13 protein-coding genes and 1 tRNA gene are annotated in these 12,829 nt (G+C 69.5%); 8 read left to right on the forward strand and 6 right to left on the reverse strand.

The window, feature by feature from the left end; translation table 11 throughout:
• Positions 1-103: 103 nt before the first annotated feature.
• From GH815_RS17900 to GH815_RS17915, 4 genes are all read right to left on the reverse strand, one after another.
• Positions 104-871: an alpha/beta fold hydrolase gene (locus GH815_RS17900; RefSeq protein WP_153750103.1), complete on the reverse strand. Its 768-nt coding sequence runs from the start codon at positions 869-871 to the stop codon at positions 104-106.
• 75 nt (positions 872-946) lie between these two features.
• The gene (dacB, locus tag GH815_RS17905; protein ID WP_153750104.1) at positions 947-2,440 is read right to left on the reverse strand and encodes a D-alanyl-D-alanine carboxypeptidase/D-alanyl-D-alanine endopeptidase; all 1,494 of its coding nucleotides are present in this window, start codon (positions 2,438-2,440) and stop codon (positions 947-949) included.
• Positions 2,441-2,495: 55 nt separating this feature from the next.
• Positions 2,496-3,104, reverse strand: coding sequence for a nicotinate-nucleotide adenylyltransferase (locus GH815_RS17910; protein WP_153750105.1), 609 nt, complete (start codon positions 3,102-3,104; stop codon positions 2,496-2,498).
• A gap of 62 nt (positions 3,105-3,166) precedes the next feature.
• Positions 3,167-3,409: an accessory factor UbiK family protein gene (locus GH815_RS17915; protein WP_153750106.1), complete on the reverse strand. Its 243-nt coding sequence runs from the start codon at positions 3,407-3,409 to the stop codon at positions 3,167-3,169.
• A gap of 96 nt (positions 3,410-3,505) precedes the next feature.
• Here GH815_RS17915 and lgt point away from each other — a divergent pair, with 96 nt between their 5' ends.
• From lgt to pgeF, 3 genes are read left to right on the forward strand one after another with little or no spacing between them, the layout of a single operon-like run.
• The gene (lgt, locus tag GH815_RS17920; RefSeq protein WP_153750114.1) at positions 3,506-4,393 is read left to right on the forward strand and encodes a prolipoprotein diacylglyceryl transferase; all 888 of its coding nucleotides are present in this window, start codon (positions 3,506-3,508) and stop codon (positions 4,391-4,393) included.
• Positions 4,390-5,460 (forward strand): class I SAM-dependent methyltransferase, encoded by a 1,071-nt coding sequence (locus tag GH815_RS17925; RefSeq protein WP_343030957.1) that lies wholly within the window; start codon positions 4,390-4,392, stop codon positions 5,458-5,460. Before lgt ends, GH815_RS17925 begins: the two co-directional genes overlap by 4 nt.
• Positions 5,457-6,212 carry a peptidoglycan editing factor PgeF gene (pgeF, locus tag GH815_RS17930; RefSeq protein ID WP_153750107.1) on the forward strand — a complete coding sequence of 252 codons (756 nt, stop codon included), beginning with the start codon at positions 5,457-5,459 and terminating at the stop codon, positions 6,210-6,212. The genes GH815_RS17925 and pgeF overlap by 4 nt, the downstream gene beginning before the upstream one ends.
• Positions 6,213-6,229: 17 nt before the next feature.
• Here pgeF and GH815_RS17935 read toward each other — a convergent pair whose 3' ends face one another.
• Together GH815_RS17935 and GH815_RS17940 are read right to left on the reverse strand one after the other, a co-directional pair.
• Positions 6,230-6,934 carry an HAD family hydrolase gene (locus GH815_RS17935; protein WP_153750108.1) on the reverse strand — a complete coding sequence of 235 codons (705 nt, stop codon included), beginning with the start codon at positions 6,932-6,934 and terminating at the stop codon, positions 6,230-6,232.
• 48 nt (positions 6,935-6,982) lie between these two features.
• Entirely contained in the window at positions 6,983-7,258 is a 276-nt protein-coding gene (locus tag GH815_RS17940; protein WP_153750109.1) for a DUF3572 domain-containing protein, read from the reverse strand.
• Positions 7,259-7,371: 113 nt separating this feature from the next.
• On the opposite strand from GH815_RS17940, the gene GH815_RS17945 reads away from it, so the two are divergent.
• The 5 genes from GH815_RS17945 to GH815_RS17965 all read left to right on the forward strand — a co-directional run bounded on the left by GH815_RS17945 (position 7,372) and on the right by GH815_RS17965 (position 12,731).
• Entirely contained in the window at positions 7,372-8,769 is a 1,398-nt protein-coding gene (locus GH815_RS17945; RefSeq protein ID WP_153750110.1) for a diguanylate cyclase, read from the forward strand.
• Positions 8,770-8,862: 93 nt separating this feature from the next.
• The gene (locus GH815_RS17950) at positions 8,863-10,641 is read left to right on the forward strand and encodes a DUF4153 domain-containing protein (protein ID WP_153750111.1); all 1,779 of its coding nucleotides are present in this window, start codon (positions 8,863-8,865) and stop codon (positions 10,639-10,641) included.
• A gap of 110 nt (positions 10,642-10,751) precedes the next feature.
• Positions 10,752-11,336: a heme NO-binding domain-containing protein gene (locus tag GH815_RS17955; RefSeq protein WP_153750112.1), complete on the forward strand. Its 585-nt coding sequence runs from the start codon at positions 10,752-10,754 to the stop codon at positions 11,334-11,336.
• 5 nt (positions 11,337-11,341) lie between these two features.
• A complete protein-coding gene (locus GH815_RS17960; RefSeq protein WP_153750113.1) occupies positions 11,342-12,367 on the forward strand; it encodes a GGDEF domain-containing protein in 1,026 nt (341 codons plus the stop codon).
• A gap of 289 nt (positions 12,368-12,656) precedes the next feature.
• Positions 12,657-12,731: transfer RNA gene (locus GH815_RS17965), tRNA-Thr, on the forward strand.
• Positions 12,732-12,829 lie beyond the last annotated feature (98 nt).

The following is a 12,829-nucleotide window of genomic DNA, read 5'->3' on the forward strand; positions in this document are numbered from 1 at the left end:
CGCGTCGGTCAGCCAGAAAAGGTTGCTCATCTCCACCCCCGTCAGTTCGGGAGCTTGAATCACGCAGGCCGGACAGCCTCAAGTATATCAATGGGTCCTGACCCTAGACATCGAGAAAGGCGCGTACCGCCGCCTCGAATTCGCGCGGCTTCTCGGCATGCAGCCAGTGTCCCGCGCCGGGGATCTTTGCGAAGCGGGCGGCGGGGAACAGCGTGCGGATCTGCGCGCGATGTTCGGGGCGCACATAGTCCGAGGCCGCGCCTGACAGGAACAGGGCGGGGCCGTCGAAGCGGCCGGTGATGTCTTCGGGCCAGCCGGTGATCTGCGCCATCTCGGCCTCCAGCACATCGAGGTTCAGCCGCCATTCGGGCGGCTGCACCTTCAGGTCGAGCGATTGCAGCAGGAAGGCGCGGGTGGCCGGATCGGTGATCTGGGTGGCGAGCGCTTCATCCGCCTCGCCCCGGCGCGTCAGATGGTCCAGCTTCAGCGCACGCATCGCGGCGATCAGGTGGTTCTGGCTGTGGCCATAGGCAACGGGCGCGATATCGGCCACCACCAGCCGGTTGACCAGCGCAGGCTGGCCCAGCGTCAGCACCATCGCCGCCTTGCCACCCATCGAATGGCCCAGCACATCCGCCCGCCCGCCATGCGCGGCGATCACCTCGGCCAGGTCCGCGGCCAGATCGGCATAGCGGTGCCGTGCGGCCCAGGGGCTGGCGCCGTGATTGCGCATGTCGACGGCGATCACCTGCCGGCTGTCCGACAGCCGTTTCGCGATCACCCCCCAGTTCCGGGCCGAGCCGAACAGGCCGTGGGCAATCAGAATCGGGGGTGCGGCGGTCGGGCTGCCATGGGTCTGGATCGCAAGCATGCCCGGTGGATAGCCCAGCGTGACAGGCGGGACCAGAGGCGACGCGCGCGGCCGTTCCGGCTGGCCGGGCCATCGTCAGGCGTAAAGGGTTGACCAACGCTCCAGAAGGTCGGTTTGCAGCCGTCTTGAGCGGGTCAGCCAGTTGCGCCCGCCTTCGGGGCGTTCCAGTTCCTGCGGGCCAAGGCGCGCGCGGCGTTCGGTATCGGCGGTGAAGATCGCAAAGGCAAGCTCGCGGCCCGAGGGCGCGGTGATGTAGCCCGCCAGCGACGAGACGAAATTCAGCGTGCCGGTCTTGGCCTTGATCGCGACCGGATGATCCTTGCGCGGGCGGCCCTGCGCGTCGCGCAGATCGACCGGCTTCATCAGGGTTTTCAGCCGTGCCCCGGGCGCGGCGGCGATCAGCACGCGCACCATGTCCGCCGCCGTCAGCCGAGAGGCGTCGCCCAGCCCGGAATGGTCCACGAAAAGCGGTCCCATGGCGCCGGTGCGTGCCGCAAGCCAACTGCCCATCGCCCGCCCCGACTCGGCCAGCGTTGCCGGTTGCCCGCCGCGCGCCAGCGTTGCGGCCAGCCCCACCGCTTCGGCGGTGACATTGGTGGAATAGTTCAGCATGTCCTGAAGGATCGCCGAGAGCGGCGCGCTGAGGTGTTCGGCCAGCACCGTGCCCGCGACCGGCCCGCCGCCTGCCTCGGGGCGGGGGAGGGCGATTCCGGCGCCGCGAGCAAGCGTGTGAAACACCTCGGCGCAGTAGAGTGCGGGCTGGCGCACGGGCAGCCAGCGCGCCCCGCTGTCGCCCAGCGCACCGCGCGCCACCGTCCATTCGTCCAGACCGCCAGTCGAGGAATAGGTGAAGACCGGCGTTGCGCGCTCGACGACCTGCATCCGCGCCATGCCGACCGGCGGGGCAAAGCGCCGGGCGCGCGCGTCGAGCTTGACGCCATAGCCGCCGCTTTCGCGCTTCCACTCGAAATGGACGCGGTTGAAATTGAGGTTCAGCCCCGAGATCGCGGGGTTGTAGCCCACATGCGGCGGCTGCGACGGGTCGATTGCCGCAAGCCGGGGCAGCGCGCCATCGTGATAGAGAAACCGGCCCGCCACCTCGGTCAGCCCGCGTGCGCGCAAGGTGTGAACCAGATCGCCCAGCATGTCGGTGTCGAGCACCGGATCGCCGCTGCCAGCAAGCACCAGATCGCCCGCCAGCCGTCCGCCCTGCATCGGCCCGGTGGCGAAAACCCGGGTGGCAAAGCGGTGCTCTGCCCCCAGCGTGTCCAGCGCATAAAGCGCCGTCACCGCCTTGGCGACCGAGGCGGGCGGCAGGTCAAGCGCGGGATTGACCGACTCGAGCAGTTCGCCCGTTGCGGTATCGGCCAGCGCAAAGCCGACCCGGCCGCTGCCCAGCGCGGCCCGCGCGATCAACTGGTCGGCCTCGGTTGCCCGCCTTGCGCCTTCGGGGCGGGCAAGCGGGCGCAGGCTGCGCTCAAGCGGGGCGGCAAGCGACGGCCCGGCCACGCCGGCCATCAGCGCGGCGAGAACCCAGCGCCGGGACAGGGGCGTGCGGGTGAGTGTCATGGCCGGGAGTGAAGCAAATCCGTCGCAGCCCGGCAAGTCCGCAGATAAGGCGAGGTCATGGCGTGCGCTGCCATTGGCCAAGGGCCCGGATCTGTGAGGACGAGATGTCGATCTTGGGCAGGCTCAGGTAGCACCAGACCGGCGGGCGCTGCGTGGCAAGGCTGCGGGCCTGTTCCGCGGGCAGCCGGTGGCGGGCATAGGCCAGTGCCGCCCTTGACTGGCGCTGCGCCAGCCCCTGCCCGGGCCGGGCCAGCACGCCCACCGGCACGCTGTCGAGGATGGAGCGCCAGCTTTCCCAGCGGTCGAAGCCCAGCAGGTTGTCCGCCCCCATCAGCCAGACGAAACGGACGCCGGGATAAAGCGCGCGCAGCCGGGCCAGCGTCTCGGCGGTATAGCGCGTGCCGATCCGCGCCTCGATATCGGTGATCGTCACGCGCGGGTGGTCCATCACCCGCCTTGCGGCGGCGATCCGGCGGGCCATCGGTGCGGGGCCTTCGGATTTCAGCGGATTGCCGGGGCTGACCAGCCACCAGACCGCATCAAGCCCGAAGCGTTTCAGCGCCTGCCGGGTGATATGGGCATGCCCCTCGTGGGCGGGGTCGAACGACCCGCCCAGAAGCCCGACCCGCTGGCCCGGGCGCGCGCGCGGCAGGCCCGCTCTCATCGCCGGTTAACCGCGCACGCGGTCTGCGGCCGGTCCTGCCGGATCAGCATCGGGCGGGGCTGTCAGCGGCGCGCTTCCAGCGCCTCGATCCGGGCCTTCAGCGCCTCGTTTTCCTCGCGGGCCTTCTGGGCCATGGCGCGGACCGCGTCGAATTCCTCGCGCGTCACGAAATCGCGATCGGCGAGCCAGCGGTCGATCATGCTGCGGAACGCGGTCTCGGCCTCGTCCTTGGCGCCCTGGGCCACGCCCATCGCGTTGGTCATCAGTTTCGACATGTCGTCGAGCAACTTGTTGCGGGTCTGCATCTGCGCCCCCTGGCGTTTACATTCGCCCTCTATATGACCCGCAGGCGGGGCAAGCTCAAGGTTGACTTCGCCCGCGCAAGGGCCAAAGAGGCGGACATGCTGGGCGTTCTGAACTTTCCCGATATCGGCAGCGAGATCTTTTCGGTCTCGCTTTTCGGCTTGGAGTTTGCGCTGCGCTGGTATGCGCTGGCCTATATCGCCGGGCTTCTGATCGGCTGGCGGATCGTCGTCGCGGCCGTGCGTCGCCCGGCGCTGTGGCCTGCCGGGCGCGCGCCGATGAGCCCCGGGCAGGTGGACGACCTGCTGACCTGGATCATCCTGGGGGTGATCCTGGGCGGGCGGCTGGGCTTCGTGCTCTTCTACCAGCCGGGCCATTACCTGGCCAATCCGGTCGAGATCCCGATGATCTGGCGGGGTGGCATGTCGTTCCATGGCGGTCTGGCCGGCGTCTGCATCGCGCTTGCGCTGTTCGCGCGGCGCAATGGCGTGCCGCTTCTGTCGGCGGCCGATGCGCTGGCGCTGGCCGCACCGGTGGGCCTGTTCTTCGGACGGATTGCGAATTTCATCAATGCCGAGCTGTGGGGGCAGCCCTCCGATCTGCCCTGGGCGGTGGTGTTTCCCGGCCCGCTTGCGCAGGATTGCCCGGGCTGGGAGATGGTTCCCTGCGCCCGCCATCCCTCGCAGCTTTACGAGGCGGGGCTTGAGGGGCTGGTGCTGGGGCTTGTGCTGGTGTGGCTGGTCCGGGCGCGCGGCGCGCTGCGGCGGCCCGGCTTTCTGACGGGCATCTTCTTCATGGGCTACGGGTTCGCGCGCATCTTTGTCGAGCTGTTCCGCGAGGCCGATCCGCAATTCGTCACGCCCGACAACCCCCTCGGCCATGTGCTGCATCTGGGCGGGGCGGGGCTGAGCATGGGCCAGCTTCTGTCGCTGCCGATGGTGGGGCTGGGGCTTCTGTTCCTCCTGCTCTCGCGCAGGCGCGCGTGACGGCGCTGGCGGCCCTTCTGGCCCGCCGGATCGCGGCAACCGGGCCGATCAGCCTGGCCGAGTTCATGGCGGAATGCCTGATGCACCCCGAACACGGCTATTATTCCACGCGCGATCCGTTCGGTGCGGCGGGCGATTTCACCACCGCGCCCGAGATCAGCCAGATGTTCGGCGAGTTGCTGGGGCTGTGGCTGGCGCAGGTCTGGCTGGATCGCGGCGCGCCCGCGCCCTTCACGCTGGCCGAGCTGGGACCGGGCCGGGGCACGCTGATGGCCGATGCGCTGCGTGCCTGCCGCGCCGTGCCGGGCTTTCTGGACGCCGCCCGGCTGCATCTGGTCGAAACCTCGCCCAGCTTGCGCGCGCGCCAGCGGGAGGTGCTGGCTGGCCATGACGTGACCTGGGTCGAGCGCGTGGAGGCGCTGCCCGAGGCGCCGCTGTTCCTGATCGCCAACGAGTTTTTCGACGCCCTGCCCATCCGCCAGTTCCAGCGCGATGCGGACGGCTGGCGCGAGCGGCAGGTGGCGCTTCTGGGGGGCGCGCTGGGCTTCGGGCTGACCGCGCCCATGCCCGTGGCCGCACTGTCGCATCGGCTGGCCGACACCCGGCCCGGCGATATCATCGAGATCTGCCCGGCGGCCGAGGCCATCGTCACCACCATCGCGCAGCGGATTGCCGCCCATGGCGGCGCTGCGCTTATCGTGGATTATGGCGGCTGGCGGTCGCTGGGCGACACGGTGCAGGCATTGCGCGCGCATCGGCCAGAGCCCGTGCTGAGCCACCCCGGCGCGGCCGACCTGACCGCCCATGTCGATTTCGAGGCGCTGGCGCGTGCCGCCGCGGCCGCAGGGGTAGCGGTTGCGCCGCTGACCCCGCAAGGCGTGTTTCTCGAACGGCTGGGGATCGCGGCGCGCGCCGAGGTCCTTGCACGCAATCTCGCAGGTGCAGCGCGTGATGCGCATGTCGCAGCACATCGCCGCTTGACCCACCCGCAGGAAATGGGAACGCTCTTCCAGACACTCGCGCTGACAGGACGGGGCAGTCCGCCCCCGCCGGGATTCGATCTATGACGCTGGAGATCCTCACCTCCGACGCGCTTTCCCCCTTGCGCCACGGGTTCTTCACCCGGCGGGGCGGGGCGTCTTCGGGCGTGTTCCAGGGACTGAATTGCGGCGGGGGCTCATCGGACCTGTCCGAAGTGGTGGCGATCAACCGCGCCCGGGTGGCCAGCGCGCTGGGCGTTGCGGCCGATCATCTGGTTACGGTGCATCAGGTCCATTCGGCCGATGTGGCGGTGATCGAAGGGCCGCTGGCTGTCCGGCCCGAGGCCGACGCCATCGTGACCGCAACCCCGGGGCTGGCGCTGGCCGTGCTGACCGCCGATTGCCAGCCGGTGCTGTTTGCCGACCGCAAGGCCGGGGTGATCGGTGCCGCCCATGCGGGCTGGCGCGGGGCGCTGGACGGGGTGCTGGAGGCGACACTGATCGCGATGGAACGGCTGGGCGCGCGCCGTGCCGACACGGTAGCTGTGATCGGCCCGACGATCAGCCAGCGCGCCTATGAGGTCGGCCCCGAGTTTCTGGACGCCTTCCGGGACGACGATCCCGGCAATACGCGATTCTTCGCGCAAGGGTCGGGCGACCGGATGCTGTTCGATCTGCCGGGATTCGGTCTGTCCCGGCTGCGCGCTGCGGGAATCGGCCAGGCGATCTGGACGCGGCATTGTACCTATGCCGATCCGGAGCGGTTCTTTTCCTATCGCCGCTCGGTCCATGCGGGCGAGGCCGATTACGGGCGGCTGATCTCGGCGATCCGGCTGTAACCACGGACCGCCCTGCGTCAGCGCGCCGCGATCCGGTCGAGCAGGCCGGGCAGGTGCCCGATATCGGGCAGGATCGCATCGGCGAGGTCGGACAGGTCGTCGGCGGATGCCGTGCCGGTCAGCACCGCGACCGTGCCCATTCCGGCCGCGCGGCCCGCGATCAGGTCGTGGCGGCTGTCGCCGACCATCAGCACCTCGTCCGGCGCGCGGCCTGTCGCCGCAGCGAAGGCGAGCAACTGTCCGGGCGCGGGCTTGGCACCGTGGCCGCTGTCATAGCCTGCGACGAAACACAGCCTGTCGGCGATTCCGGCCGCGGCAAGGTGGGTGCGGGCCGGGATTTCGGCGTCGTTGGTTGCCACCCCAAGCGCCAGACCGCGCGCCGCGAGCGTGTCGAGAAGGGGGGCAAGCGGCACCGCTTGCTGCATCTCGATGGTTGCGGCCTGCGCGTTCAGCCAGTCGATGACCGGGGCCGGGTCTGTGGCTGGCAGGTGCGGCAGGAGTTGGAGCGCGACCTCCTCGACGGTGGCGGCGATGGCAATGCTGTCGGGGCGGAAGCGCTGCGCCTCGGGGTCGAAGCCCACCGCCCGGGCCAGCGCCGCATGCCGTGCTCCGTCGCCTGCCGCCAGTTGGTCGAGAATCCCGGCCGCCCAGCCCGCCCAGCTGCCGTGGAAATCGAACAGCGTGCCATCCTTGTCGAACAGGATTGCGGTGATCGGTCCCATGCTCGTCTTTACCCTCGCGATCCCGTGACTTGTTGATGCAGGCCGCGCTCAGGTCCAGTGCGGATCGGCGCCGCCCGGCAGCGCGGCGCGCGCGCGCATCAGCGCCTCGCCCGGCAGGCCATGGGCCTGGCAGAAGGCCAGCACCCAGGCATCATCCATGAGAAGGAAGTCCAGCACCGACGCAAGGAACTCGGGATCGTCCGCCCGCGCGCGCAGATCCTGCCCGCTGGCCCCGGTCGCGCCCATGAAGATCGCCAGCAGATCGTCCTGCCCGGCAAGCCAGCCCAGAGCTTTCAGCGCGAGAGTATCGGCGGATTCCAGCATCCCGGAAATCTCCCTCGATCCGTTAAAGGGTTTGTTAACATTTCCTGCCCAAGACTGAACCTCGAAAATGTCGGTAAAAAGTTTCGTATATTTCAGCCAGAGGAGCGGCGCCGATGTCCCGGCGAATCCTGATAGTCGATGATGTGGCCACCAATCGCATCGTGATGAAGGTGCGCTTGAGCGAGGCCCATTACGACGTGATTCAGGCCCGGGACGGCGCCTCGGCGCTGCTGGCCGCACGGCGCGAACGTCCCGACCTGATCCTGATGGACATGGCGCTGCCCGACATGGAGGCGACCGATCTGTGCCGTGCGCTGAAATCCCATCCTGAAACCGCCGAGATCCCGTTGATCGTGGTGGCCGGGGCGCGATCGGCCGATGCCAAGATGCGCGCGCTCGAGGCTGGCGCGGACGAGTTCCTGTCGAAACCGCTGGACGAGATGATCCTGCTGGCGCGGGTGCGTAACCTGCTGCGTGCCCGCGAAACGGCCGAGGAACTGGCGCTGCGCAACGGCACGCATCGCGCGCTGGGCTTTGCCGAGGCGGCAGAGCCCTTTGTTCCGCCGGGCCGGGTGGCGCTGATTGCCGCCGATCCGCGCACCGGGCTGACCTGGCGGGCGGGACTGTCGCCGCTGCTGTCGGAAACGCTGGCGACGATCAACCGCGCCGAGGCGCTGGCCGCGCATGCCGACCAGCCGGGCGCCGATGTCTTCGTGATCGATTCGCGGCTGGCCCCCGAAGGTGCGGGGCTGCGGCTGGTGTCCGAATTGCGGGCGCATTCCGCGACGCGCCATGCCGCCGTGCTGGTCGTGGTGCCCGAGGCGGCGCGCGAGACCGCCGCTATGGCGCTGGATCTGGGGGCGAACGATCTGGTCGTGGGGCCGGTCGACGCGCAGGAACTGGCGATCCGGATCCGGTCGCAGTTGCGGCGCAAGCACCAGGCCGACCGGCTGCGCGCGACGGTCGAGGACGGGCTGCGGCTGGCGGTGACCGATCCGCTGACCGGGCTTTTCAACCGCCGCTATGCGCTGCCCCATCTGGCCCGCATCGCCGAGCGCGCGGCCGAGACCGGGCGGGGTTATGCGGTGATGCTGCTCGACCTGGACCGGTTCAAGCAGGTCAATGACCGCTTCGGCCATGCCGCGGGCGATGCGGTGCTGGTCGAGGTGGCGCGCAGGCTTCAGGACAATCTGCGCCCGGTCGATCTGGTGGCGCGGATTGGTGGCGAGGAATTCATGGTCGCGCTGCCCGAGACCGGGTTCGAGCAGGCCTGTGCCGCCGCCGAGCGGTTGCGCACCGCGGTCGGGGCGCAGTCCGTGGCCGTGCCCGGCGATGTCGGCCGGATCGCCGTCACGATCAGCGTGGGCGTGGCCTTTGGCGGCGACCAGCCGGTGGCCGAGGGCGATGCCGAAACCGAGATCAACGCCCTGATGGCGCAGGCCGACCGCGCGCTTTACGCCGCCAAGGCGTCCGGGCGGAATACCGTCGAGATCAGTCGCACCGCCGCCTGACCTGCCCGCCTTGTCCTGCCGCCACTGGCCCCTGCCGCGGGCGGGCATTATGCTCGCGCCGGGGCAAGGCGCTTGGCAGGACGGAGGCAGGCGATGGACAAGGCGCAGGCGGCGCGCGCGTCGGGGCGGGTCACGCTGGGCGTGCTGGGCTTTCTGGCCGGGCTGTCGGCATGGCTGCTGATCGACCTTCTGCCCGACCGGATGCAGGGGGTGCCCCGGGTTCTGCTGTTCCTCACCAGCCTGGGTGCGGGCTTCTTTACGGCGGTGCTGGCGCTGACCGGCCCGCTGCCGCTGCGCCGTGCGCTGGGCGCGTCGGCGCTGGTGGCGCTGCCGCTGGCGGGGTTGATGACCTGGGCCAGCCTGCGCTTCGACACGGTGGCGGGGTTTCTGGGCACAGGCCATCCCTGGATCGGCTTTGCGCTGCTGCTGGGGCTGTCGCTGCCCTTCCTGATCGCGGGGCTCGGTCCGGCGCGGCGGCCGACCGATTACGCGGTGCTGTTCACCCAGTCCTGGATGATCGTGGTCCGCTTCGCGGCGGCCTGGCTGTTCGTGGGGCTGGTCTGGGGGGTTCTGTTCCTGTCGGATGCGCTGTTGTCCCTGGTCGGGATCGACATCATCGAGCAGATCATGAACCGGGCCGAGATGCCCTATCTGCTGACCGGCGTGACGCTGGGGCTGGCGCTGGCGGTGGTGGGCGAGCTGTCGGATTACGTCTCGCCCGAACTGGTGCTTCAGCTCTTGCGGCTTCTGTTGCCGGTGGTGCTGGTGGTGGTGGCGGTGTTTCTGACGGCGCTGCCGTTCCGGGGGTTGTCGAACCTGTTCGGCGACTTTTCGGCGGCTGCGATCCTGCTGGCCATGGCCTTCGGGGCGGCGACGCTGGTTTCGACCGGGCTTGATGCCAGCGAGGAGCGGCGCCCGACCGGGGTGCTGACGCGATGGTGCTGCCGGTTGCTGGCGGTTCTGCTGCCGACGCTGGCGGCGCTGGCGGGCGTGGCGATCTGGATGCGGGTGGCGCAATACGGCCTGACGCCGGACCGGGTCGTGGCCGCCGCGATGGCTGCGCTCGCGCTGGGCTACGGGGTCGCCTATGCCGGGTCGGTTCTGGCCGGTCCGGGCTGGGGGCCGCGGATCCGGCGCGCGAATGTCGCGATGGCGCTGGTTGCGATGGCGCTGATCGCGGCGTTCTTCACGCCCCTGCTGAACCCGCAGCGGATGGCCACCGCCGATCAGCTTGCCCGGTTCGAAAGCGGCCGGGTGGGGGCCGAGGGGCTGGATCTGTGGGCGATCGGTCGGCAATGGGGCCGGGCGGGGCAGGCGGGCATCGCCCGACTTGCGGTGATCGAGGATCACCCCGAGGCCACGCGCCTGGCCGAACGGCTGGCCGCGCTGGACCGTGCCGAGGGCCCCCATGCCTTCGAGCGGGCGGGCGAAAGCGGCGATGTCGCCCAGCTTGCCGCCGATCTGGCCCGATTGCTGCCGGTCCGGCCCGAGGGGCATGCGCTGCCCGAGGGGCTTCTGGCCAGCCTGCGGCTGTGGGAATTGCAGCAGATCGGGCGGGCCTGCGCCTATCGCACCGCTGCCGGCAACCCGGGCTGCGTGGCGGTGCTGGCCGATCTGTCCGAACCGCGCGCGGGCGACGAGGTGCTGATCGTGGCGCATAACCCGGGCGGTGCGCTTCTGGTGCGGGCCTATTTCCCCGAGTCCGATGGCTCGGGGTTCACCATGCGCAGCCCCGAATTCCTGAGCGGCGCCGATTTCTACCGCGCCGCCGACGAGGCCATCGACGCGCTGGTTGCGGGCAATTTCCGGCTGGTGCCGCAACGGCTGAACGCGCTCGAGGTCGAGGGGCGCACGCTGTTCTTCGGGCGCTGAGGGTCGGTTGCGGTCCGCGCCGGGTCGGCCGCTCCGGGTTTTGCCATTTCTTAATTCCTTGGCGCCAGAGTCCCGGGGAATTGTTGGTCGCGTCTCGCGGAGTTGTTTTCATGCACGGTCTCGTCAACCGCGCGCTTCAGTCCTTCCTCAGCGACACTTATGGCGGGGAATGCTGGGCGCATGTGGCACGCGCCGCCGGGGTGGATCCCGGGGGCTTCGAGGCGATGCTGACCTATGACGATGCGCTGACCGAGGCGGTGCTTGACGCCGCCATCGCCCGGCTTGCCCTGCCGCGCGAGATGATGCTGGAGGATCTGGGAACCTATCTCGTGTCGCATCCCGATCTGGAACCGCTGCGCCGGTTGTTGCGATTCGGGGGCGAGACCTTTCTTGATTTCCTGTTTTCGCTTGACGATCTGCCCGAACGCGCGCGGCTGGCGGTGCCCGATCTGGAACTGCCCGAACTCGAGGTTGTCGAGGATGCCGAGGGCAGCATCGCGATCCGCTGCCGGGGCGGCTGGCCCGGGACGGCCTTCATCCTGCAAGGTCTGGTGCGCGCGATGGCCGACGATTACGGCGCGCTCGCGCTGCTCGATGTGGGCGAGTGGGCGCCGGATCAGGCGACGGTCTGCATCAGCCTGCTCGACACCGCCTTTCACGAGGGGCGCAGCTTCTCGCTTGCGGTGGACAGGTGACCGGCATGGTGCAGCAGGATACCGGCGCACGGGCGTTGATCGGGCTCGACGGGGCGGCGTTGGGCCGGTTGATGCCGATGCATCTGTGCCTCGATGCTGCGGGCAGCATCCGGCAGGCGGGCCCCACGCTGGAACGGATCGCGGGGGCAAGCCTTGCCGGGCGCCCCTTTTCCGAGGTTTTCGTGCTGCGCCGGCCGGCCGCCGCGTCCGATCTTGCCGGGCTTCTGGCGCTGGCGGGCCGGCGGCTCAAGCTGACGCTGACCGCCGCGCCCTCGCTCGCGCTCAAGGGGCTGGTCGAGGGGTTGCCCGATGGCGGGGCGCTGATCGACATCTCGATGGGGATCTCGCTGATCGAGGCGGTCAACCGGTTCGACCTGACGCTTCGGGATTTTTCCCCGACCGATCTGGCGGTTGAACTGCTGTATCTCTACGAATCCAAGTCCGTCGTCTCGGCCGAACTGCGCCGCCTTGCCCAACGGCTGAACGGCGCGCGCGTCTCGGCCGAGCATGAGGCGGCGACCGACACGCTGACCGGGCTTGCCAACCGCCGCCGTCTCGATGCGACGCTGGCCCGGCTTCTGGCACAGGGCCGGGCTTTCGCGCTGATGCAGATCGACCTCGACTATTTCAAACAGGTCAATGACAGCCATGGCCATGCCGTCGGCGATGCGGTGCTGCGCGAGGTGGCTCATCTGCTGCGCGGCCATTGCCGCAACCAGGACCTTGTGGCGCGGGTCGGCGGCGACGAGTTCGTGATGCTGATCGTCGACATCGTCGAGCCGTTCCGCCTGGCACGGATCGCCGAACGGCTGATCCGCCAGATCGAGGAACCGATCCATGTCGGCATGATCGATTGCAACGTCTCGGCCAGCATCGGCGTGTCGATCTTCTCGCGCCAGGACGATCCGGATGCCAGGCGGCTGATGCGCGAGGCCGATGCCGCGCTCTACGAGTCCAAGGGCTCCGGCCGCGCCCGGGTCACGGTCTATGCCGCTGCCACCGCCTCGGCTGGCGACCCGGATGCTGCATGAGGAGCAGGGGAAGTGAGGGTTCTGCATTGCCTGCGCGTGGCCGGTGCCGTCTGACCGCGGAACGGCGCCATGCCTGACTGCCTGCGGTCATTCCGGGCCGAACCTGCCCGATGGCGAGATGGGCGGACAGCCGCAGCGCACCGAAGGATCCCGGCACGACAAGCGGCCCGTTTCGATGCCTGCGCCAATACGGCGGGGCACGCGCCCCTTGCCGGGACGGGGCTGGCCCGTGATCCCTGACCAGAACAGACTTGCCCGCGGCCGGACGAGCGGGTATCTGGCAAAGGCGGCCGGTGTAGCACAGCGGTAGTGCAGCGCTCTTGTAAAGCGAAGGTCGGGGGTTCAAGTCCCTCCACCGGCACCACTTCCCTCCGGAAGTTACCGGATTTCTCAAGGCAAACAGGCCGATAGCTGCCTCCTCGGGTCCACATTCGGGTCCACGGGAGGTCCACATTGGGCATT

Source organism: Rhodovulum strictum (genome assembly GCF_009649175.1).
GTDB classification, from domain to species: Bacteria; Pseudomonadota; Alphaproteobacteria; order Rhodobacterales; family Rhodobacteraceae; genus Rhodovulum; species Rhodovulum strictum.

Coding starts and splice junctions, on each gene's coding strand:
- GH815_RS17900 (WP_153750103.1), bottom strand. CDS start 871: ATGCTTGCGATCCAGACCCATGGCAGCCCGACCGCCGCACCCCCGATT.
- dacB (WP_153750104.1), bottom strand. CDS start 2,440: ATGACACTCACCCGCACGCCCCTGTCCCGGCGCTGGGTTCTCGCCGCG.
- GH815_RS17910 (WP_153750105.1), bottom strand. CDS start 3,104: ATGAGAGCGGGCCTGCCGCGCGCGCGCCCGGGCCAGCGGGTCGGGCTT.
- GH815_RS17915 (WP_153750106.1), bottom strand. CDS start 3,409: ATGCAGACCCGCAACAAGTTGCTCGACGACATGTCGAAACTGATGACC.
- lgt (WP_153750114.1), top strand. CDS start 3,506: ATGCTGGGCGTTCTGAACTTTCCCGATATCGGCAGCGAGATCTTTTCG.
- pgeF (WP_153750107.1), top strand. CDS start 5,457: ATGACGCTGGAGATCCTCACCTCCGACGCGCTTTCCCCCTTGCGCCAC.
- GH815_RS17935 (WP_153750108.1), bottom strand. CDS start 6,934: ATGGGACCGATCACCGCAATCCTGTTCGACAAGGATGGCACGCTGTTC.
- GH815_RS17940 (WP_153750109.1), bottom strand. CDS start 7,258: ATGCTGGAATCCGCCGATACTCTCGCGCTGAAAGCTCTGGGCTGGCTT.
- GH815_RS17945 (WP_153750110.1), top strand. CDS start 7,372: ATGTCCCGGCGAATCCTGATAGTCGATGATGTGGCCACCAATCGCATC.
- GH815_RS17950 (WP_153750111.1), top strand. CDS start 8,863: ATGGACAAGGCGCAGGCGGCGCGCGCGTCGGGGCGGGTCACGCTGGGC.
- GH815_RS17955 (WP_153750112.1), top strand. CDS start 10,752: ATGCACGGTCTCGTCAACCGCGCGCTTCAGTCCTTCCTCAGCGACACT.
- GH815_RS17960 (WP_153750113.1), top strand. CDS start 11,342: ATGGTGCAGCAGGATACCGGCGCACGGGCGTTGATCGGGCTCGACGGG.